General features: G+C 32.8%; 18 protein-coding genes and 1 tRNA gene. 6 read left to right on the top strand and 13 right to left on the bottom strand.

Features of this window, described 5'->3' with window-relative positions:
- Positions 1-22 precede the first annotated feature (22 nt).
- From groEL to CLAVI_RS01180, 3 genes are all read left to right on the top strand, one after another.
- On the top strand, positions 23-1,738 hold the full coding sequence (gene groEL, locus CLAVI_RS01190; RefSeq protein WP_194843755.1) for a chaperonin GroEL: 1,716 nt from the start codon (positions 23-25) through the stop codon (positions 1,736-1,738).
- 157 nt (positions 1,739-1,895) lie between these two features.
- Positions 1,896-1,969, top strand: a tRNA-Arg gene (locus CLAVI_RS01185).
- Positions 1,970-1,998: 29 nt separating this feature from the next.
- Positions 1,999-2,583 (top strand): peroxiredoxin, encoded by a 585-nt coding sequence (locus tag CLAVI_RS01180; protein WP_194843754.1) that lies wholly within the window; start codon positions 1,999-2,001, stop codon positions 2,581-2,583.
- Between the two features lie 4 nt (positions 2,584-2,587).
- Here CLAVI_RS01180 and CLAVI_RS01175 read toward each other — a convergent pair whose 3' ends face one another.
- The 7 genes from CLAVI_RS01175 to CLAVI_RS01145 all read right to left on the bottom strand — a co-directional run bounded on the left by CLAVI_RS01175 (position 2,588) and on the right by CLAVI_RS01145 (position 7,630).
- On the bottom strand, positions 2,588-2,971 hold the full coding sequence (locus tag CLAVI_RS01175; protein ID WP_194843753.1) for a hypothetical protein: 384 nt from the start codon (positions 2,969-2,971) through the stop codon (positions 2,588-2,590).
- A gap of 142 nt (positions 2,972-3,113) precedes the next feature.
- Entirely contained in the window at positions 3,114-3,689 is a 576-nt protein-coding gene (locus CLAVI_RS01170) for a LysM peptidoglycan-binding domain-containing protein (protein WP_228547628.1), read from the bottom strand.
- Between the two features lie 4 nt (positions 3,690-3,693).
- Complete coding sequence (locus CLAVI_RS01165) at positions 3,694-4,359, bottom strand: OmpA family protein (RefSeq protein WP_194843752.1); 666 nt, start codon at positions 4,357-4,359, stop codon at positions 3,694-3,696.
- Between the two features lie 24 nt (positions 4,360-4,383).
- Positions 4,384-5,679 carry a DPP IV N-terminal domain-containing protein gene (locus tag CLAVI_RS01160; RefSeq protein ID WP_194843751.1) on the bottom strand — a complete coding sequence of 432 codons (1,296 nt, stop codon included), beginning with the start codon at positions 5,677-5,679 and terminating at the stop codon, positions 4,384-4,386.
- 25 nt (positions 5,680-5,704) lie between these two features.
- The gene (locus CLAVI_RS01155) at positions 5,705-6,484 is read right to left on the bottom strand and encodes a hypothetical protein (RefSeq protein WP_194843750.1); all 780 of its coding nucleotides are present in this window, start codon (positions 6,482-6,484) and stop codon (positions 5,705-5,707) included.
- The gene (locus CLAVI_RS01150; RefSeq protein ID WP_194843749.1) at positions 6,485-6,910 is read right to left on the bottom strand and encodes an ExbD/TolR family protein; all 426 of its coding nucleotides are present in this window, start codon (positions 6,908-6,910) and stop codon (positions 6,485-6,487) included.
- Between the two features lie 3 nt (positions 6,911-6,913).
- Positions 6,914-7,630: a MotA/TolQ/ExbB proton channel family protein gene (locus CLAVI_RS01145; RefSeq protein ID WP_194843748.1), complete on the bottom strand. Its 717-nt coding sequence runs from the start codon at positions 7,628-7,630 to the stop codon at positions 6,914-6,916.
- Positions 7,631-7,804: 174 nt separating this feature from the next.
- Between CLAVI_RS01145 and CLAVI_RS01140 the strand changes: the two genes are divergently transcribed.
- Together CLAVI_RS01140 and CLAVI_RS01135 are read left to right on the top strand one after the other, a co-directional pair.
- Positions 7,805-9,910 carry a protein-disulfide reductase DsbD family protein gene (locus CLAVI_RS01140; protein ID WP_194843747.1) on the top strand — a complete coding sequence of 702 codons (2,106 nt, stop codon included), beginning with the start codon at positions 7,805-7,807 and terminating at the stop codon, positions 9,908-9,910.
- 9 nt (positions 9,911-9,919) lie between these two features.
- Entirely contained in the window at positions 9,920-10,711 is a 792-nt protein-coding gene (locus CLAVI_RS01135) for a TatD family hydrolase (protein ID WP_194843746.1), read from the top strand.
- Here CLAVI_RS01135 and CLAVI_RS01130 read toward each other — a convergent pair whose 3' ends face one another.
- Genes CLAVI_RS01130 through CLAVI_RS01120 form a run of 3 tightly spaced genes read right to left on the bottom strand, consistent with a single transcriptional unit; the run spans position 10,712 to position 17,173 of the window.
- Positions 10,712-13,540 (bottom strand): hypothetical protein, encoded by a 2,829-nt coding sequence (locus CLAVI_RS01130; protein WP_194843745.1) that lies wholly within the window; start codon positions 13,538-13,540, stop codon positions 10,712-10,714.
- Positions 13,537-15,354, bottom strand: a complete 1,818-nt coding sequence (locus CLAVI_RS01125) for a hypothetical protein (protein WP_194843744.1) — start codon at positions 15,352-15,354, stop codon at positions 13,537-13,539. The genes CLAVI_RS01130 and CLAVI_RS01125 overlap by 4 nt, the downstream gene beginning before the upstream one ends.
- On the bottom strand, positions 15,347-17,173 hold the full coding sequence (locus CLAVI_RS01120) for a PP2C family protein-serine/threonine phosphatase (RefSeq protein WP_194843743.1): 1,827 nt from the start codon (positions 17,171-17,173) through the stop codon (positions 15,347-15,349). Before CLAVI_RS01120 ends, CLAVI_RS01125 begins: the two co-directional genes overlap by 8 nt.
- A gap of 208 nt (positions 17,174-17,381) precedes the next feature.
- Between CLAVI_RS01120 and rsgA the strand changes: the two genes are divergently transcribed.
- Positions 17,382-18,353, top strand: coding sequence for a ribosome small subunit-dependent GTPase A (gene rsgA, locus CLAVI_RS01115; RefSeq protein WP_194843742.1), 972 nt, complete (start codon positions 17,382-17,384; stop codon positions 18,351-18,353).
- A gap of 40 nt (positions 18,354-18,393) precedes the next feature.
- On the opposite strand, the gene CLAVI_RS01110 is transcribed toward rsgA, so the two are convergent.
- The 3 genes from CLAVI_RS01110 to CLAVI_RS01100 all read right to left on the bottom strand — a co-directional run bounded on the left by CLAVI_RS01110 (position 18,394) and on the right by CLAVI_RS01100 (position 22,407).
- The gene (locus CLAVI_RS01110) at positions 18,394-19,497 is read right to left on the bottom strand and encodes a hypothetical protein (RefSeq protein ID WP_194843741.1); all 1,104 of its coding nucleotides are present in this window, start codon (positions 19,495-19,497) and stop codon (positions 18,394-18,396) included.
- 3 nt (positions 19,498-19,500) lie between these two features.
- A complete protein-coding gene (locus CLAVI_RS01105; RefSeq protein WP_194843740.1) occupies positions 19,501-20,592 on the bottom strand; it encodes a hypothetical protein in 1,092 nt (363 codons plus the stop codon).
- A gap of 267 nt (positions 20,593-20,859) precedes the next feature.
- Positions 20,860-22,407 (bottom strand): hypothetical protein, encoded by a 1,548-nt coding sequence (locus CLAVI_RS01100; protein WP_194843739.1) that lies wholly within the window; start codon positions 22,405-22,407, stop codon positions 20,860-20,862.
- Positions 22,408-22,569: the final 162 nt, after the last annotated feature.

The following is a 22,569-nucleotide window of genomic DNA, read 5'->3' as shown; positions in this document are numbered from 1 at the left end:
TGAAGATAAAGGAGAACATTCTATGACAAAATTATTCCGCTTTGGGTCAGAGGCGTTGATCTCTTTAAAAAGTGGTATTGATAAATTGGCCAAAGCTGTTGCTTCTACTCTTGGTCCATCTGGCCGTAATGTAATTATGAAAAATCGAGATACTTTTGGGGGACCATATTCAACAAAAGATGGTGTGACTGTAGCGAAAGATATCTGTCTTCCTGATCCATTTGAAAATATAGGTGCTTCTTTAGTGAAAGAAGTAGCTCTTAAAACTGTAGAAGTAGCAGGTGATGGCACAACTACAGCAATTGTATTGGCACAAGCAATGTTTTCAGAAGCAGTTAAAGCTATAGTTTCAGGTATGAATCCCGTTGGGATAAAAAAAGGAATACAAAAGGCAATAGCTATTGTAGAAGGATATTTAGAGGCGATGACTTTAAAATCTTTGACTGATGAACATATTTTACAGATAGCAACAGTAGCAACAAATAATGATGTAATGATGGGTAGAGTTGTTCTAGAGGCCATGAAACAGGTTGGAGAAAAAGGTCGTTTTTGCGTAAGGCGATCAAATAATCAAGATACCTGGTTAGATATTATGGATGGTTTATTTTTTGAATCAGTATTTGTTTCTGCTTATTTTATTAATGATAAGGATCATATGTATGTGGAAATGGATAATCCTTATGTGCTTTTATGTAATGATCATTTAACAGATGCGGCAGATCTTTCGATTTTTTTAAGCAAGGTGCAAGAAGCTGGAATGTTGCCTTTGATAATTCTATGCAATACTATTGAAGGGGAAGCGTTATCTTTGGTTGTTGTTAATGCAACGAAAGGAAAGCTTCCGATAGCTGCTGTTCAAGTTGCTCCAGTTGCAGATACTTATCTTTCTGTAATGGAAGATATGGCCGCTTTTACTAATGCTACTATTATTGATTCTACAATGGGTATGTCTCTAGATATGGCTGGGGTGGAAGTATTGGGTCGGGCTGGACGTATTCGTATAAGTAAAGATATAGGGGAAATTATAGATGGGCACATAGATCCAGATAGAGTACGGGAAAGAGTATCTTATTTAGAAAAAGTGCTTCACAATTTTGAAGGTAATGAAAGAGACCATGATGCTTTTAAACATCGATTAGCCTCTTTTTCAGGTGGGTGTGCTTTTATTTATGTTGGTGCATCTACAGAAATGTTAGCGCAGGAAAAAATGGCTCGGATGGAAGATGCTGCTCAGGCTGTAAAATGTGCTGTGAAAGAAGGACTTTTACCTGGTGGAGGAACTGCTTTGGCAAAAATTTCATATATTTTAGGCCAAAGAACTAAAGAAGTAGATGAAGAAGAGCGTTTAGGTGTAGATATTGTTAGAAAAGCTCTGGTAGCTCCCTTAAAAAAAATTGCAGAAAATTGCGGTAGAGATGGAACTGTTATTGTTCAAGATATCAGTAATGATCCACGTCCTTATTATGGATATAATGGATTAACAGATTCTTATGAAAATTTAGTTGATAGTGGGATTGTAGATTCTTTAATGGGAGTAAGAACATCTTTAAAGAAAGCTGCTTCAGTAGTGTCTATTTTAATTACTGGAGACGTTCTTATTGTAGAAAAGCCTGAATCAGTGAAAAAAGCTGCAGATAAAACACCTTTTACTAGTTTAGGTAGTTTGAATAGTTCTTATCCAGAAGGAGAAGGGCCTTTAGAAATGCCGCCAGGTCTAGGACATGAGTGGAAAGATTAATTTTTACAAACAAAGTTTTAATTATAAAATTCAGAGGTTGTCCTCTGTAGAAAAGCTATTTTAAATTATATCCTCTTGTTTAGAGGATAAAGCCTTGATCGATACTCTCTAGCTGACTTATAATATCGATTCTTCAAAATGTGAAGAATTCTTTAGAGCACCGGTAGCTCAGCTGGATAGAGTACCTGGCTACGAACCAGGCGGTCGGAGGTTCGAATCCTCTCCGGTGTGTTCAAATAACAGTGTAAACAGGAGTTTTTATGGGCGTATTAGTTGGTAAAAAAGCACCAGATTTTTCAGTAAAGGCTATTGTTGATGGTCAAGAAAAAGATGTATCGTTGTCCTCTTTTTTAGGGCAATATGTTTACTTATTTTTTTATCCTCTTGATTTTACTTTTGTCTGTCCAACAGAATTACATGCTTTCCAAGAAAAAATGTCAGAGTTTCAACAACGTAATACAGTTGTTTTAGGCTGTTCCATTGATAGTTGGTTTTCACATGCGGCTTGGTTAAAAACACCAAAGACACAAGGTGGAATTGAAGGAGTTACATATCCTTTACTTTCAGATATCAATAAACATTTAGCTCGTGCATATGATGTATTGAAAGAAGATATGGGTGTAGCTTACAGAGGATCTTTCCTTATTGATAAAGAAGGTATTGTTCGGCATCAGGTAGTCAATGATTTACATTTAGGTCGGTCTGTTGAGGAGGCTCTTCGTATGGTAGATGCTTTAATTTTCTTTGAAAAAAATGGTGAAGTCTGCCCAGCTAACTGGAAAAAAGGTGCAGAAGGCATGAGGGCAACTTCTGAAGGATTACAAGATTACTTTAAAAAAGATTAATTTTTTATCCTGAAATAAAGTCATAGAGGTCTCTTTCATTAAACATCAAACAACTTTTATATTTGTTACAGATGTGGCGAGAGGCTTCTAAGATAGACTTATCCCCAGTGCCAGGCAAGCTAAGCGCATAAACATTTTTTAATATTTTTTCATTTTCTAAGAAATGTAAACAACGAAAATATTGTTCTACACTAAATCCTTCATTTTTTACTCTAAAATAGACCACATCGTAATCATATAAAAGACTTTTAATAGCTAGATCAATTCCTTTGCTATCAGGAGGGGATTCTCCTAGGTATTTGGATAAATCCCAAAGAGAGTGGCAAAGGTATGCTGTTTCAAACAAACCTTTTTCAGATTCACCAAAAATTATTATTTTTGCATTCATTATAAAAATGATATTAAATATTTATTTAGATAATACAAAATTATTAGTTTTATTAATTGTATAAATATTTATTCTTGTAATGCACTTGATTTCAGGTGTATAAATTAAAAAAAAAACTTTTTTATAAAGTTTTTATAAAGATTTAAGAAATTTTTAAAATTTGACCAGGAAATATTTTATCTGAAGATAATTTATTAAGAAATTTTATTTCTGAAGTAGAAGTTTTTTTGGCGATAGCTATTGAGCTAAGGGTATCGCCAGGTTTTACTGTGTAAGTATTATCGGTAGATGCAGACGAAGCAGCTCCAAGGTGATGTAAAATAGTTTCTAAAGAGTGCTTAAGGTAAGCAACATCTTGATGTAATTGTTTCTCTAATAAAGCTAATTTTGCTCCCTGAGACAAGATAAGAGTGTTTAATTGAGAAGTGTGTTCTTTAATGCGAGAAAACTCTTTTTCATAATCAAACAGTTTAAAAGAATCATGAGAGTTTTCTTTTTCATACTTTTTTAGCTTATCGTGAAAATAATCTTGAGCATTTTCTAAATCTTTTAATCGATCATAAAGAAGAGAAAAATCAGTTTCATGATGATTAACTTGATTGCTTAGCCCTTTAACTTCTAGTCGCAGGGACATAATATCATCGTAAGACAAGGCTTCGCTTTTACTAGGAATGAATATGCTTAATCCTATAAACAGGGATAATAACCATCGTTGCATATAATTATCGATTATAAATTTTAAATTCAGATCGTCGATTTTTCCCCCAAGCATCTTCAGAATGTCCTTGTACAAGGGGTTTTTCTTTTCCGTAGGATACAGTGAATAATCGATCAGGATTAACACCTTGTTGTACTAAAAAGTTTTTTACACTATTAGCTCTTTTTGATCCCAGGGATAAATTATAAGCGTTTGTTCCACGGGCATCAGTATGTCCTTCAATAAATAATTTAATATGAGGGTTTTTATGCAACATCCGAGCTATTTCTTTTAAATTTTGTAAATCTTCAGCTTTTGTAATAGTGTATACATTTGTAGGAAAATGAACCTTTTTCAGGATAGAGCCAATTTTTCCTGTAGGTGTAGCAAAGGTTTGAGGATCCATTTCTTCTTCTTCTCTTAGAAGACTCGATGAGATATGACCTGAAGTAGAGGTTAGTACTAATGGTTCTCCAGCATCTTCTTTTAGTGCTACAAATCCGCCATAACGAGAACGTTTTTTTAATGCTTTTCTTGATGGCTTGTCTGCATTTCCTAAGAGGCAAGAAAACCCTTTTCCAACATAATGACCACAAGTTTTAGTATCTTGCCAAAGTTGCTTATTGGAGCGTTGACAAGAAGTAAAAAAAAGGCTCAGACAGAGTAGGCATATAATTTTTAATATTTTCATGATGTTATCTCTCCAAATGCTTCATTATAGGATGGGTTCCCATGAGGGAAAAAGTTTTTCTCCAGGGCCATGAGTAATTTTAACAAGATTTTCATTGATAAGACCAGTTATATATAAATTACTGCAACCATTTTGATTCATGCTAAAGACTAGATGGGCATTATCAGGTGCCCAAGAAGGGTTTTCTTTATCTCCTGGACTATGAGTAAGTTCTTTTTCTTTACCTGTTTTCACATCATATATCCAAATTTGCCGAACTCCTTTAGATAATGAAGAGTAAGCGATTTTAGAGCCATCAGGTGACCATGTAGGTGCAGTATTTTCTCTATTTTTTTTAGATATTAGCTGAGGAATAGTTCCAGGCAATGGATTGCATTCTACTATGTAAATACGAGGTGTTCCATCACGATTAGAGACAAAGGCTATTTTGTTGCCTGTAGGGTCAAAGGTTGGAGAACCTTGGGTGCCATTTTTAGAAGTTAATAGTTGTCTTGGAGGACCAATAGGACCTTCTTTTGTGGAAAAATCTTGTAAAAATAGATCTGGGTTTCCATTTACATCAGAAATGAAAGCAATTTTGTTACATTGCTGAGAGACAGTAGGCATAAGTTGATTACCTCTTAAACAGATTAATTTTTGAGATCTTTCATCATTAATATTTTTTAAAAATATTTTAGCTGTGCCAGTTTGATATGACACATATAAAAAATAAGAAGATCGAGAGCCTGTTTCAGAAGGAACAAAAGAGGGGCAGATGTTCATCACCTGTTGAGATGATACTATAGAAGGTTCAGCGCCATCTGAGTCTATCAGACGGATATCTCCAAGAGGACTTAATCCAGGAGTGGGTTTTTTGGGGAAAAAAGAATAAATGATCCGAGAAGAGGCTATTCCAGGAGTGTGACAAATATGCTGAACTATATCATCAGCAATAAGATGAATCGTCCGACGATCAAAGTATGTAAATTGTGTAGAAAGAACAATTTTTTCTTTATTAGGGTTTGTAGATTTATTATTGATAATAGTAATAGTTACTTTATTTTCTTCAATATTTGCAGAAAGTATTAATGCATTTTTTTGTACAGCAGTATTATTTTTAGCATCTGTTTTATGAATGGTAAAATGTTCTGATAAACGAAGATCTTCTGCTAAAATTTTTTCAAAAAATGCTTTTTTTACTTTGCAAAAGGATTCAACATTACCCATTACAAAAGGAATTTTATAATGGGTTGCAACAGGCACATGTATTGTTAACTCTTGTTCGAAGCCAAAAACATGTGGAGCAAATAAGATAAATAAAATAAGCCAAAAATGAAACATAACGTTCAAAGAGATAACAAAAAGATCAGGATATGGCAATCAGATTTTCACTAATAAGACGAATTTTTACTTTTATAGGTTGAAGATTTTTTGAGAGGCTTGGACTTATTGGAAATGATAATAGGGGCAGTTGAGTTTTTAAGTATTTTTCGTTTTCAGGGCTCTCAGAAAGGTCAAAAGCAATGTTAAGTAACTGGCCTTGTGGAGAAATAATCAATGATAGGATTGTATCACCTAAATCAGGGAGGGTAAGATGGTTTTTGAGTGTCATTATTAGTTCTTCTGCATAGTTATTTTCTAAGCGTGTTTCATTGATAGATTTATTTAAAGAAGGTTGGCTAGAATCTATAAAAGAGGGAACAGGGGGATTTTGTTTATGAAGAAAATTTGTTTCCATTCCTTTTATTTGCTTTAAAGATTGTTGAGTTAGTTCTAAAAGCTTTTTTTTATTAATTGTTGATGTAGAGGGTTTTGGAGTGGCTGCCAAAGTGGGTTTTGAAGATGTTTTTGTGTTATTTATGGAAGATGGTACTTTTTGAGTGGATGAAGGAGAGATGGTTTTTTTATTATTAGTTATTTTGTTTATGGGTTGTTGAATTGGGTTTACAGAGGGCGTAGTTTCTAAAAAAGTCGTCTTAGATTGGATAGGAGTAATAAAAGGAGAAGAGCGTTTTAAAGAAGGCTCTTTAATAGTGATAACTTTTAAAGATTTAATCATTTTTGATTTTTTACATGGAGAAGGGATAACAATTATGATACCTCCAAGAATATGTAAGACTACAATAAGAGCAAATTTTTTACGCATTTATTCGTCTGCTTTTAAAATCACCGTAAGTTCTTTAAAACCTGCTTTTTCTAAAGATGTTTTAAGTGTTTGATGGATGCCAAAAGAAGAGTGTTGATCTTGGAATAATATAGGGTTAAGGTAAGGTGCTTGTTGATAAATTTTTGATAAAATATCTGTGAGTTCTTCTTTTCTTACATGCTTTGGACCAATCATAATCGAGTCATTTTCGTGAATATAGAGATTCAGGTTAGTAGTTGTTTGTTCCATCCCAACAGAGTTTGGAATACCACCATTAGCTAAAGATACAGTTTCTGAATTGTTAAAAGGTGCAAGAATCATCCATGCAATCAACACAACAAATACAGTATCTAATAATGGAGTTAGGTTCATGGAAGGTTCTTCAGCTGATGCATGAAGATAAGATGAATTAAAACGATATTTCATATGCTACCGATCATGTTTGCCATACTGTATTTCTAATGTATTTAAGAGAAGCATTCCAAAATGCTCTAAATCAATCATGATTGCAAGTGCTTGGTCTTTGATTATATTATGACCAATAAGAGCTGGTACAGCTACGATTAATCCTAATACTGTTGTTCCTAGTGCAGTTGCAAGACCATCAACTACTGAAGAGCTATTTCCTGTAATACGGAATGCATCAAAAGCCATTAAAATCCCCCATACAGTTCCAAGTAGTCCTAAGAAAGGAGCTAAAGAAACAGTGGTAGAGAGAAAAACTAAGTGGGTATCAAGAAATCGTTTGCTGGAAGGGAGTTTACTAATGATAATTGTTTCTAATGATTCTATGTCATGAGGGTATAAAATCATTACATCTTCATTTTTATCTGAATTGAAAGAAGAATTTTTTCTATTTTTATTGAAATGCTCTAAAGAGGAGGATTTTACAGCTTTAAAAAGAGTTGTAAAAGGATAAGGAGTAGAAGAGCGAAGCTCAAAAGAAAAAGGTGAAAGCTTATTTTTTTTTAATAGTTCTTTTAAATGCAAACCATCCTTTAGGACAGAAGAAAATAATACTTTTTTATGCCATAAAACTGTCCATACAGCCACAGAAAGAAAAATAAGAGATAAAAAGATCCCTTTTCCAAAGATATCACTTTGTTTATAAGCATGAAACAAAGGATTGGATAAAAGAAACAACATATAAACGCTTTAATTATCCAAATAATAAAAAGAAATGCATTCATCAACATAACAATTTTTTCAAATAAGCTCTACTCCTTTCTTTACTGTAAAAATAGAGATCTTACATGATGTAGAGAATGAAAGAGAGAGGGCAGAAAGATCAAATTACATTATATTATTTTATTGCTAGTGATGAGTTTTAACATCTGCCAAAGTCAGGTAAATGCTCAAGATCAAGAAAGGTGTTCAGTTACTTTAATTGCAGAAGAAGAGCATGTTAGGCCTGGTAAATCTACATGGGTAGGCTTATTGTGTAAGATGCCTGAAGGAATGCATACTTATTGGAAAAATCCAGGTGAAGTAGGATTTCCATTACAGGTAAAATGGAATTTGCCTAGAGGATCTGTTGTGGAAGAAGAGGTGTGGCCAGCACCTACCATTTTTCATCAATCAGAGAATATATCATTTGGTTTTGAAGAAAAATTACTGGTGCTTTTTCGTATATTCATCCCTAAAAATTTAAAAAAACAAGACATATGTTCTATACAAGCGAATGTAACATGGCTTGCTTGTAATGATGAGTGTGTTCCTTTAGAAGAGTTTGCAGGGTTACAATTACCCATCTTTTTTGATCAGCCACATTTAGATGAAAAATGGTCAAATTTATTTCATGAGACTAGAGAGCAAGCACCCAGAATTCTTTCTAAAGAACAAGGTGAGCTATTGATTGTTCAAGATCTTGAAGGTTGGTCTTTACGTTTTGTATCCACCAGAGAAAGATCAGATATAAAACAGATAGCATTTATTCCTGATGATGCCGGCCAAATTGGTTATTCATTTCAAGATATGGAGGTGAATAAAAAACAAGAATTTGAACTTCCATTAATATTAAGTAAGGGTTTGAGTAAAAGGTCTTTAAGGGATTTAAGGGGAATTTTTCTGATTTATGATCAAAAAGCAAATATTGCTGAATCATTTTTAATAGATGGAACAAGATTATCATTTTTGGAAAATATAGATGCTGATGGTCATGACAAAGGGAGTCAAAGTTTATTATGGTTAATAGCAGGGGCTTTTTTAGGTGGATTGATATTGAATGTTATGCCCTGTGTTTTACCTCTTATTGGATTAAAGGTTTATTCACTTATAAAATCTTCTAATTCAGATAGAAAAACTATTTTTAAGAAAGGCGTTTGGTTTTCTATTGGTGTTATAGGATCATTTTGGATTTTAGTTCTAGTTGGTTTTTGTTTAAAAATTTTTGGTCATAATGTTGGTTGGGGGTTTCAATTACAAGAACCAGGATTTGTAGCCTTGTTAGTTGTAGTGCTATTTTTATTTGCTCTAAATTGTTTTGGAGTATTTGAATCAGGAAATTTTTTAGTTACAAAATTTGGTAATAGTGCTGGTGTTACAAAAGAAGATGATAGCATTGTTATGGGATCTTTATCAAAAGGAGTATTAGCTACGCTTTTAACAACACCTTGTACAGGGCCTTTTTTAGGGTCAGTTCTTGGTTTTACATTAACCTTATCCTTAATGAAGCAATTATTAATCTTTTCAGTGATGGGGTTTGGCATGGCTTTTCCTTATCTTCTTTTTTCTAGTTTTCCTAAAATTTTGATTTTTCTTCCTAAAAATGGCAACTGGATGCATGTCTTTAAAGAGATAACGGGTTTTATGTTGTTAGGCACTGTTGTGTGGTTAATAGGGATATTTCAAATGGAAACTGGAGCTCAAGGAGTCCATTTATTGTTGATATCTTTGTTAATAACTGGATTTGCAGGGTGGTTATTTGGAAAATGGGGCACCCCATTAGTCAAAAAGCTAACAAGACGCATTATCTTTATTATTGTTTGTTGCATTATGATTTTTGCTGGTTATTTAGGGATACAAGCTGCCAAAGTACGGGATGATGGTCAGATTATTCAAACAGATATAGGTGATTCGAGTTGGGAATCTTTTTCTTTGGATAGAATTCATCAATTAGATGTTGAAGGACGTCCTCTTTTTATTCAATTTACTGCTAAATGGTGTGTTTCATGTCAGTTCAATAAGAAAGTTTTATATGCTCAAGAAACAACTGATTTGTTTAAAAAAGCAGGTATTGTGACAATGGTGGCTGATTGGACTAAAAAAAGCGCAGATATTTCTAAAGAATTAAGTAAAGTAGGTAGGGTAGGAGTGCCAACTTATGTATTATATTATGGAGATTCAAGTAATAGAAAAATAAAGATTCTCCCGCAAAGACTTTCTGCAGTTATTTTAAAAAAAGAAATTTCTAATATTAATGAATAAGGGCTAACAATGATAGTAGATGCGCATGCACATTTGACTGATCTTGTGTTTGAAACAGATATTATACCTGTTTTAGAACGAGCTAGCGTAGCTGGTGTGGAGATCATTATCAATGTAGCTACAAATAAAAAAGAAGTAGAAGATTCTAAAAAATTAGCTAAGGCTGCTGATATTCAGATACCGCTTGTAGCAGGCCCTATTCCACAAAATGTCTTAGATTATAGCAGAGAAGAGTTAGATTATTTTGAGCTGTTAGCTAAGGAAAAGAAGATAGTAGGAGTAGGAGAAATTGGGTTAGATTATCGCCCAGAAATGTTGGAAAGTATTAAAGAATTACAAAAAGATTTATGTGGACAGTTTCTTGAAATAGCAGCTCTTAATGCACTACCAGTAGTTATTCATTGTAGAGATGCGTTTGCAGACTTTTTTTCTTTATTAGAGCGCCATTATCTAGATGATAAAGGAAATACGTTGCCTGGAATGCTTCATTGTTTCACAGGTTCTTATGCAGAAGGCATGGCCTTAGTGGAAAGAGGATGGTATCTTTCTTTTAGTGGTATTTTAACTTTTAAAAACAGAACTGAAGAACTCAAACAACTCGTTAAAGATATGCCTTTGAATCAATTATTGGTTGAAACAGATGCTCCTTATCTAGCACCGACGCTTTTTAGGCATAAACGAAATGAATCAGCTTTTATTACACATATTATTGATAAAATGGCAGAGGTAAGAGGAGTATCAGTAGAGGAAATAGCAGCTGCAACAAGTCAAAATGCTCAAAAGCTTTTTAACTTGTTTTAATTAGTATTCTTCATCAGGTGAAGGTTCTATTTCTATTGGAGGAAAAAATATTTTCCATACACTGCCATGCAATAATTTAGATGAGCCATTAGGATGATAAAAAGGTTTTCCAGTAGTTCCACTAGGATCGAAAGACCATAAGTCAATCAATGCTGTGGAAGGGTTTACTGTAAATCCAAGCCATTGATTAGTTCTTGAAAGAGATCCAATTAAAATAGGATCAGGATATTTTAATCCCAATTTCTTCATTGCTGTGGCGATATCTTTATGAAAATCATCTGAAGTAAAAGCTTTTTTGTAAGAAAGTATTGCTAATCCTTTGCAAATATTATGTAGTTCAGATGCAGATAAGAACTCTATATTTTCTAAAGAAGGTTCTAGTTCTTGAGAAAACAATTCATACGCAATAGAAGTAATTCCCATATAGTCAAAAATATTACGTATATTTATAGGAAGCGTTTTTTTTTCAGAAAGAGGGATTAATGAAAAAATGGCCCCGTGTAAATCATTCTTAAATTTTAAACATATATCTTTTGGTAAGGATGGGTTAAATGCTTCTAAAACATAAGAAGTGAAATTGGGTATACTAATGGGTGATTCTGCAAAAGTTTTTTGAATCAAAGAAGAAAGAGGGGGCATTAATGGGATCAAAGACCTACATTTTTGCCATAAAGCACAGGCTTCTTTTGAATTTAAAAGATAATTTTGTAGAAAAGAATATTGAGGTTGTGCCCAAAAATCTTTTACCCAAGAGGGAGTATAATAAGGTGTATCCCATGCGTTCTTCAAAGAACTTTCTCCTGGTAATGCAAGAAAAGAAAAAAAAGGAGAGGATGCAATAATGGCAGTTTCTTTTTGATAAGAGGCTTTTTTAAGAAAATTTCCAGGACAATCTTTTATGTTATCAATAAAGAATACTAATAGTTCTTCATATGTTTCTGGACGTTTAGAGATATGAATTTTTTGTTTTGGTAGTAAATTATAACTTTCTAAAAGATAGTGCATAGCAGTAGTACTTTCATATTTCCAGGGAGTAATGGGGAGAAAATCTTGATTTTCTACAATATTCATAGGTACTGAGACATTATAATATGTAGATAAACGGGTGACAGCTGCTTCTAAAAAACCTGCTTTTAATACATTTTGAGAGATACTAGATACAGCAGAAGACAAATATCTTTCAATATCTTGAGCAAATTCTTGTTGTTTAAGATCATGTTCTGTGATGTTCAAAAATGTACTAATGGCATGAGTGAATTCTTGAAGTGAATTTAAAGGTGTCCATAAATCACTATTTTCTCTTCCATGGGTATAAAAAAGCATGAAAACAGCGTCTTCATCAGCAAAATTATCATCCATAATTTTTATATTATTGCTAGCGTAGAAGCTTTGAAAATAGTGAGGTAAATTTTCTGAATAAAAGCGCAGTATATGCTCAGGAAGAAGAGAGACAAGTTCTGCTATGCGTCGGGCTTCACTCCATTCATAGACAGCACGATCGTATTCAGCTTTCCTTAAGCGGTATTCAGCAAATATATGCTGTTGCTTATTAGGAGGTAAATAAAGGGCAGAGGATTGCATTTGTGCTACTGCAGCTTTAATATGTTCAGCGCGTATTTCACACTCTTCCATTTCTTTCTTTAGTATAGCTACAGTATCTGTTACATAAAGAGAAAGAGTTTCAGTAAATGAAAAAGGCTCTGGGGTAGAAAGTATTCCTAAGCTAATATTTAGGTGGTTAGCTCGTTGTGCTTCATCTTGGGTAGGGAAGGAAGCGAGTGTAAATTCCCACGCATCTAAAAGAGAATTATTTGTTTCGTTAAGGAAGGCTTCGATAGCCAGCGCGTAAGCAACATCTTTATGAAATGTTGAATTTATGGAAGCATTTGTATAGGAAAAACTTTGATCTTTAGAAGTTTTTTTAGATTGAAAATCTCCAAATTCTTTGATGAGTTCTTCAAAAATATGACTAGCTGTCCACTCGCCTGATGTAGATGGTAATTTACCTTGTTGGATAAGATTAGCAAGTAATTTTTTAATTTGTTCTGTTTGTTCTGAAGGAGTCATTTTTATTGAAATAATACCTACTGCTAATGCTCCAGCTATGATTCCAGGACAGTAGGATAAAATTTTTTCAGCAGGTAGAGAAGTAGAAATTTTGATAGGGGAAAAAAGATTTTTTTTATTGATCAGGGTATTAATCGGTGCTGTAATATTTTTTCCTTTGAAACTTCTAATCAAAGCTCCTTCTTGTGTTAAAGAAAGCATATCTTCTAAGAACAGTTTAGGAAAATTAGTTTGAATTAGAAGTCGAAAAGCGGTGGCATAGGATGAGCTAGATAGGTCAGAAAAACTTAATAACGCTGACAAAACTGCCTGACGGACATGATGGATTTGCAGGCTTTCATTATTATGTAAGTGAAGCGTTTTTCTTATAATATCACAGAGGTTTTTTTTACGTGGCAGGACTAAACGTTGGAGTAAGTTTGATAATGAAGGATCTTGATCTAATTTTTTTAATGTTAAAAAAAGATGTTGTTGCATTTTTGCGTCATGACAGTCTAAAGGCCCTGAAAAAAATGGAGTTTTATCTATTTGTTTTATCCATCGTTGTAACAAGGAATGATTAAGTAAAATTTCATGCGTAGTTAATTTTTTAGAAATAACAAGTACAAGGTGGTGAAAACGATTTAGACAGTAGTTTTGTAAGGGAGCGAGTTTTAAAATATCATACAGCTCAAAATCTTCAGCAAAAAGAAAAGCATCTTCATATTCTTGAGAAGATGAGACAGTATGTCTAAAAGCAAAATCCAGAAAATTTTTAGTCATAGCTGAGGTGTAATAAAAATAATACCTAAAGGAGTTTTCAATCGATTATTAGCTAATGCTTGTAATTCTTTTTCCATCATATCAAGTGCTTTTATTGGATGTTTGTCTAAATAAGAAATGGTCTTTTCAGATAAAAAAAGCAAAGGATTCTTCTGTAAATAGGTGATACCAGAAATGATAATCAGGTAATCTCCTTTTGAAAAAGTTGTGATTTTATAAGTTTGGGAGGATTCAGAAGAAATTACTAAAGCTTTTTGCTGAGGTTTTTTAATAAAAATAAAAAAATTAGGGGGAGTCGTGATGGAAAAACTTTTTTCTTTTTTATCATAAATGCCAATCAAAAGAGGGAGAGGAATAGTAGATAATCTAGGATCATTGTGGATAACAGTGTTTATATTATCCTGCAGTTTTTCGACAGGCTGATCTAAAGATGCACAGCTTAAAAATATATTACGGAAAGAAATAGCATAAAGACATGAAGCTAAATCTTTATCTTGACAGAGACCAATGCCTACTATGGAATGATCTATAGAAGTATGAGAAGATATAAATAAGCCAATAGGTTTATCTGAGCCATTATGTAGTATATTTAAACAAGAATCTTCAGAAGATAAGAGAAGTTTTTTTCGCAAAGGGCTGATGAGGTCCCATTCTTTTTGTAGAGATGCTCTTTTGATATGTTCTGCTTCAGCCTCTTTTATGGTTTTTAATAAAAGCATCAGACTGTGGTTAAATGCATTCCCCAGTAAATTTAGTTCATAACCTAATTTGTGAGGTTGACAGTGAGCTTTTATATCGCCTTTTTTTAAACGAGTCATTTGATCATGGATATTTTTTAAGGATTTTGAAAGAAATAAACACAAAATAATCATGAAAAAACTACCTATGATTAATATCACAGCATAGATGCTTAATGATGTATAGCATGATAAAATAGATCTTTTTAAGACTGCTTTTCTTTCTACAAAGGTTAAGACGCGAGGGGTATTAACATTGGTGGGAGGCGATAAAAAAGCATAACAATGTTTTCCTATTAATGAAAAAGAATAAAAGCCTTGTTTATGTGGATATGGGAAAAGATATATTTGTTTATTGAGTGCTATCGAGGGGGTAGTTTTTAAAGAATAAGGAATAAGAGGAATAAGGATAGTAGTCTTTTTTTCAGAATAGAGAATTTCTCCTTCAGAATTTAAAAAAATAGGCCCTTGAATAGAAGGTAAAACATTTGATGCTAGTGAATTATCATTATTAAAAAGTAATGTGGGAAGATGACTTACAGCAAGAAGTACAGCTGTTTTACATGTTTCTTGATTATATGTAATTGGTTGAGCTAGTAATATGTAGCTTTCTTCTTCAACGTTTTGTGATTTAAATGTATAGATAGAAGGTTCAGATGCTAAAAAGATTTCTTGGAAGGATAAAAAATTATTTTCTTGGACTATAGAAGACAGTTTGTCATCGATGGCTTGAGAAGAAAAAGAGACCCCAGTGTTATCTATAAGGATTAGGTGGGTATTGATTTGAGCTGCAATATTTTTTAATAAATCATTGTAATGGTTTGGATTTAAGATCAGCTTTTCTTCTAATTGAGAAAGTATTTTGGCTGTAATTTTTAGCTGATTTTTTTTGATCAAGAGTGTTTCTTGAATATCAGCATGAGCAGCGTTGCCATGATCTTGAAGTTGAGATAAAAAAAGCGCTTTTGTTTGAAAAAATGATAAAGATAATAAAATGATGCTGTAGATAATCACGGGGATGGGGACAATGACCCCAAACATGAATAGCATTCTTTTTCCTATAGAAGATCTATTCATTAGCAAGCACCTTAAGTATTATGATAGTAATATCATCATATTGAAAGCTATTATTAACAAAGAGCTGAATAGTTTTTAAAAGTTTATTAAGAGCTTCTTGAGGATTTTTTTTAGTAAAAGTTTTTAATACTTGTTCTAATCGATTTTTACCAAATAATTCTTTTTGATGATTTTGAGCATCAGGGACTCCATCAGAATAGATAAGTAAGAGATCATCTTTTTCTAATGTAATAGAAAAAGTTGCTAATGGACGCGTTTCTTCTACAAAACCAACAGCCATTCCTGGGTGCGTTAAAGATATAATAGTGCCATTGTTTTTCAAAATATATGGTGGGTTATGTCCACATGAATAGTATTCTAAGGTTTTTGTTTTATGATTATAGCGTCCAATAAATGCTGTGATGAACATGCAAGATTTGCCAGATTCTTTAAGAAATAGGTTGCTGGCAATTTTTACAGCAACAGATAAATTGGAATGGTTTTTTAACTGTATTTTAAGGATGTTTTTAAAGATTAAAGAATAAAAGCAAGCTTGGACCCCTTTGCCAGAGGCATCTGCTACAATAAAAAAAGATAAATCTAGATCGTTTTCTTTAAAAGAAAATACATCATAAAAATCTCCTCCAACTATAATAGCTGGAAGATAAGAGCAGGCTAATTTTAAAAATGGGTAATGTGGTAATTGTATTGGTAAAAGAGCTTGCTGCGCTTTTTCACCAAGCTCTAATTCTTTAAGAAGAAGTTTTTTTTGAGTATTTTCTTTTTTCTTAAGTTGTTGTTGGCTTAGGAAAGTTTCTTTCATTTGATTAAAAGTTTCACCAAGTTCATTAATTTCAAAAGCCCAAGGATCTTTTTTATAAAAGCTATGGGTGTCGCCTTGGCTTAAACATATCATGGCATAGACCAAGTTATTTACAGGCCTATACATTCTTTTAACAAGGTATAAAATCAGTAAGATAATTCCTACAAGGAGTAATAAATAAATAATATAACCAGTAATAATATCTTTTATTGATTGAGAAATAAAATTTTTTTCGCAAATGACAGCTAATGTGATTTCAGGAGTTGAAAATTTTTTAAGAACTCCGAGATAAGAATATTTATTTATTAAAAAGCTGTTTAAAGACACTGAATCTTTATAGGGATGATAAAGGGTAGGATTAATTTTATTTGAATAAGGAATAGGGATAGAAGAAAAAAGGATAGAGCCATCTTTGTTCATTAAGATTGTTTCACTAGGAAATTCATCTCTATCAGAAGACAAAAAGCTTTCAATGATTTTATCAGCTTTTTTCTTTATGATAAGACTAAATTTTAATGAAGTATCTTCTTTACAAGGCAGCAAAAGCTCATAATTCATACACAAAGTGTTATCTATACATTCTAAATAGCTAATATCAGAAGAGCTGTTTTTTAATAGATGTGGATGACCTAAATTTTCTGAAGATGTTGAAGCGATGATAGTGCCATTAAGAGGATCATCAGAAGATGTAAATGCAATAGAAACCACGAGAGAAGAGGGATTAAAAAATACTTTTAATTTTTCGGAAAGAAGAGTGTTTATGTTCTTGGAGTAATCTTCTTTATCTATAAAATGTTGCAGCAGCATTTTTAATAATTGCTGATCTTCAGAGCAAAATTCTTGAAGGAGATTTTTTTTAAAAAGAAGAGCTTCAGATAGACGATATTCAGTTTCTTTTATTACTTTTTGATATTGATTTTTTTTAATTAAAAAAAGATCAAAGCAAAAAGGGACAGTTAAAGTAATTGTTCCCAATAACCATAACCGAAACCCTATGGTATGTATAAAAGAAATCATTTTTTTATAATAAAAAAAATATGATTAATTGAGAGGAAAATCAGCTTTTTTAAAAAAAATACTCGAAAGTAACAAGTTATCAAAGAATTTAAGAGAAATAGAAAAAATATAATTATTTCATCTTTGATATAAAGAAAAAAAGACTCATAATTATTTTGTTATTCTTAATAGAAGGGATTATTTTTGTTTTTTAATTTAGGCTATACAAGTGCTTTCTGAAAAATATTATGTTGGACGCGTTGTTTTAATTACAGCATCAGGAATTGTAGTGCAGCATGAAGCTGATAGATACACTTGTTCAGTCCGAGGTGTGCTGAAGCGATTTAAAAAAAAAGATAGTGATCGAGTTGTTGTAGGCGATCAAGTATTTTTTGATATCATTATTCCGCAGAAAGAAGGCGTTATTCTTAAAGTTGGTCCAAGAGCTTCTCTTTTATTTAGAGAAGGACCATATAAAAAAAAAGATTTATTAGCAGCTAATATTGATAGGGTGCTTATTACACATGGGTGGAGAGAGCCAGGCTGGCAGCCAAAGTTAGCAGATCGTTACATTGTCATGGCTATTAAAGCTGATATTACACCTATTTTAGTGATCAATAAAGCTGATTTAATGAATGAAGATGAGCGTGCTGAAATGCAACGATATTCTCAAATTTATGAATCCATAGGTGTTAAAGTAATTATTTTAAGTTTGTTGAATGGAGAGGGCATGGATCAATTAAAAGAGGTCATGTCTACGGGAGTATCTCTTTTTTCTGGTAAATCAGGAACAGGTAAAACTAGCCTTACTAATTTTTTAACTGGCTCTGCGTTTGCAACTACAGAAGTTAATATCAAAACAAAAAAAGGGGCCCATACTACAACTGAAACTCGATTGTTAACATTAATATGTGGTGGTTTTTGCATAGATACTCCTGGCATTCGTTCGTTTGGATTAGCTGAAGTTAAATCAGAAGAATTAAAAGATTTATTTATAGATATGGTTAATTTATCAGAAAATTGTCGGTTTTCAGGATGTGCACATCTTGCTGAACCTAATTGTGCTGTTAAAGAAGGCCTTAAGAATGGTCAAATGTCTCAAGAACGATGGGATTCATACAAGACTCTTTTTGCTGAATTAAAAGAAAAAGAGAAAGAAGAAGCGGAGAGAAGAAATCGTAAACATTGTTTTACTCGTTAAGTTCTTTTTTTTGCTAAAGACAGGCAAGTTTTAATATCAATTATTCAAGAATAAGATAAGTAGTTTTAGTGATAGGTTTATTTTTACCAGAATCTAATGATTCTGGAGAAATATTTTGGCAAAAATTAGCAGCTAGTTCTATAGGTTTTAGGGGCTGTTCTGGATCTATAAGAATAACATGCTTAATAGGGCTTTCTGATGATAAATTAGAGATAGTATTGAGGAATAGATTGTAGCAAGCAGATGACCAACCACATTCTACAAGACGTTTGTCAGTAATAAATGCATTTCTATTTATAAGAGGCATTTGTACATGAGAAAAATTATTTTCTTCAATTTTTTGAAAAGTTAGAAAGAATCTTTCTTTAATCAGAGGAAGATATTCTTTTGCTGATAAACCTTCAAAAGGGCCTGAAAAATTTAAAGAAACAGAATCATCTATGAGGGGTTCATAAGATAGTCTAAAAGGCAATCCAGGAGTACTTCTATCGCTAAGAATTTCATGAATAAAGCCTTTAGTAAAGGTGCTATTGGGATAAACATTATCTATGAAAGATGTATCTAAGGGTTTTTTTAGATGTGAAATTTGGGCTAAAGTTAACCAGATTCCATTTTTAAGGTTACAAAGAGTAATAAAATAATCTCCTTGTTCCTGTATCCCCCAATCATTATAAAAAGTTGTTTGTAATTGCGCTAGATACTGATCTGCAAAAACCCGATATCTTGGATTTATCATAGGATTAGTTAATTTAATGCTTTCAGGGTCAAAAGGGGCGCTTGTTGATATATTGTCAGTATGTGCTGCTATAGGTATAGATGATTTATTTTGATCAATAGGTAAATGCTCTTCTAAATGTTGTCTTAAACAAGGCTCTATGACAGAAGTTTGTTTTTTATAATCCTGAAGATATGAAATTATTAAAGAGGCCATTAAACAGCCTATTAAGGCTATTCCAGGAGTAGTTATAGCCCATGATCCTAGTATTAAACCAGATGTAACAAGGGCGATAGCAGTTAAGCCAGATAAAATAATACCTATAATTTGTAAAGTAATCTTACAATTAGGGTATTTATGTTTAAAAAAAAGCTTTTTTAAAGTGCGATGGGGGATTTGATTTGAAGATGATGTTATTGAAGAAGACATAGTTTATTTAAGAATAAGATAAGTAGTTTTAGTGATTGATTTATTTTTATTAGAATTAATTTTATAACAAAAATTAGCAGCTAAATCTATTACCTTAAGTGGTTGATGAGGATCTACAAGGATAACATGTTTTACAGAGCTTTCAGCAGATAAACTGGCAATAGTATCTAAAAAAGAATTATAACATGAAGATAACCACTCAGAATGTAAGTTATCATTATAACAGATGAAGCAATTTCTATTTATGAAAGGCATTTGTACATGAGAAAAATTATTTTCTTCAATTTTTAAAAAAGTAAGAAAAAATCGTTCTTTTACCATTAATAAATATTCCTCCCTGTTTAAAATTGGAGAGGGGGTAAAAGGGCTTGGTTTATCTGGCTGGGGTTCAGAAGCAAGTCTAAAAGGGGATTTAGGAAGAGGCTTCCATCTATTAATAAGATGTAGAAATCCTTCTTCAAAGGTGCTATTTGGCTTAACATTATCTACAGATGAAGTATCGAAAGGAGTATCTAGATGTGTAATAGGAGCCAAAGTTAGACGAATTCTATTTTTAAGGTTGCGGATAGTGAGAAAAGTATTCTCTAGAAGTTCCATTCCCCACTCGTCTCTTAATTTAGTTTGTAGTTGTGCCATCTCAGGATTTGCAAAAACTCGGTAATCTATATCTATGTGAGGGGAAGATAATTCGAGATGAGTAGGACTAGGCAAAGGATCTAAAGTTGTTATTTCAGTATGATGAGTTTCTGTAGAGCTAGAATTTGCGCTAGTGGGAAGCAATGATTTTTTAGAAAATATCATTTCAAAAGCGTTGGAAGAAGTTGTTAATGGGGGAGGTACTTTTTTGTGATTATGAAAATGAGAAACTATTAATAGAGTCATTAAACAGATAATTAAAGCGATTCCAGGTGCAGTAATTGCCCATGATCCCATTATTAATCCAGCTGTGGTACAAGAAATAGCGGTTAAGCCAGATAAAATAATACCTATAATTTGTAAAGTAATTTTACAATGAGGGTGCTTAGGATTCAAGAAAGTAGTTTTTGCAGCGTGGTGAGCTAATTGGATTAAAGAGGGTATAATAGAAAAAGCCATAACATGTTTTAATTATTAATTTTATTTTAATTGTAACAAAAAAAGTAAATACAAAGATTAATATTTTTATATTTTAATTATTGATAAAAAAAATTATTCATAGCTATCTCAATATCTTAACCCCCCCCCCCCCAGCTTTCTTTATAAAAACAAGCTGGTTGGAGGGATTGATCAGTTTGCACATTCACCTTTCTTAAATCAAATATGAAGGGAGATTCAGGCTCTTATTTTTTTTGTTGGTTTCGAAAAAGTTTTAGGTCCAGTCTTTTATGAGGTAGGAGGCGTAGGTTTTGGGCGAACAGGAGGCTTATTACCTATAGAATATGTTGCGGCTGAACGTTCCTTAGCGGTTTTTAAAGCAGCATTTAGGAAAGATGGAGTAGATTGAAGGCCTTTTTTAGGTAATGGAGGTGGTGTTCTTAAAGGTTTAGTAGTAGGCGTAGGTGTTTGAGCTTCTTTTAAAGATGCATATATAGTACTGGAGGGATTAAAGGTAGGAGATGGGGCGCTTCTTTTAGGATTAGGAGTAATTTTTACGTCTGCATATATAACCTCGTCTTTTACAGAAACAGAAGGTTTTGGGGCAACAGGAGGCTTATTGCTTTTAAGAGATGTTGTTGGAGAAGCAGGTGGTGTAGATTTTGGTGATTTATTAACTTTTGCATAGATAGGTGATGAGCTAAGAGGAGGCGGAGGTGTTTGAGCAGGTCTTTGTAAGCTGCTACTTACAGCACCAGAAGATTTTTGGGCAACAGGAGGCTTATTGCTTTTAAGAGATGTTTTTGGAGAAGCAGATGGTGTAGATTTTGGTGATTTATTAACTTTTGCATAGATAGGTGATGAGCTAGGAGGAGGCGGAGGTGCTTGAGAAGGTCTTTGTAAGCTGCTACTTACAGCACCAGAAGATTTTTGGGCAACAGAAGGCTTATTGCTTTTAAGAGATGTTGTTGGAGAAGCAGGTGGAGGTGTTTGAGCTTCTTTTAAAGACGCATATATGGTACTGGAAGGATTAAAGGTAGGAGATGGGGTGCTTCTTTTAGGATTAGGAGTAATTTTTACATCTGCATATATAACCTCGTCTTTTACAGAAACAGAAGGTTTTGGGGCAACAGGAGGCTTATTGCTTTTAAGAGATGTTTTTGGAGAAGCAGATGGAGGTGTTTGAGCTTCTTTTAAAGATGCATATATAACCTCGTCTTTTATAGAAACAGAAGGTTTTGGGGCAACAGGAGGCTTATTGCTTTTAAGAGATGTTGTTGGAGAAGCAGGTGGTGTAGATTTTGGTAATTTATTAACTTTTGCATAGATAGGTGATGAGCTAGGAGGAGGCGGAGGTGCTTGAGCAGGTCTTTGTAAGCTGTTACTTTTAGTAGATGTCTTTGGAGATGTTTGTGGATTATTAATTTTTGCATAGAGGTCTGGTTTAGGGGAAGATGCAGGAGAAGATGTGGGTGTTGTGTTTGAAGAATTATTTTTAAATAAGGAAAAGGAATGTTTAGAAGTACTTTCTTTTATTTCTTGAAATTTATTTTGTATCGATTCTTTTAATGCAGCTCTAGATTCAGAGGTTCTTAAATGTTTAACAGCGGCCATTACTACTGGTATAAGAATCACTACAGCTCCTGCTCCCATAAGCACAGGAGTGCTCAGAGCAATGCCTGCGCCAAGTAAAGCAAGGCCAGCTACAACAGTGCATACAACTCCTGTAATAACAGCAGCTCGTTGTAACTTAGCTCCATGAGTGCTAACAAGTGATGCAAGAGAGCTCTGGGAAACAAAGTTGGAAAATCTAGATCCAATTCCACTAATAGACATAATATATTTTTTATTTAATTTTTTATTAATTTAATTTTATATTGTAATAATTTTTTATTAAAACAAATATAAAAAATAAAAAGAGTTAGTTTTTAGTTATAGCACATTTAACCCTTTAAGAATAATGATTTTAAATCCCTTGTAAAGGATAATTAATAATTA

It is taken from the genome of Candidatus Clavichlamydia salmonicola, from assembly GCF_015356765.1.
Taxonomy (GTDB): domain Bacteria; phylum Chlamydiota; class Chlamydiia; order Chlamydiales; family Chlamydiaceae; genus Clavichlamydia; species Clavichlamydia salmonicola.
Note: the sequence above shows the minus strand (reverse complement) of the source record. Positions and strands in the feature narration are given on the sequence as shown.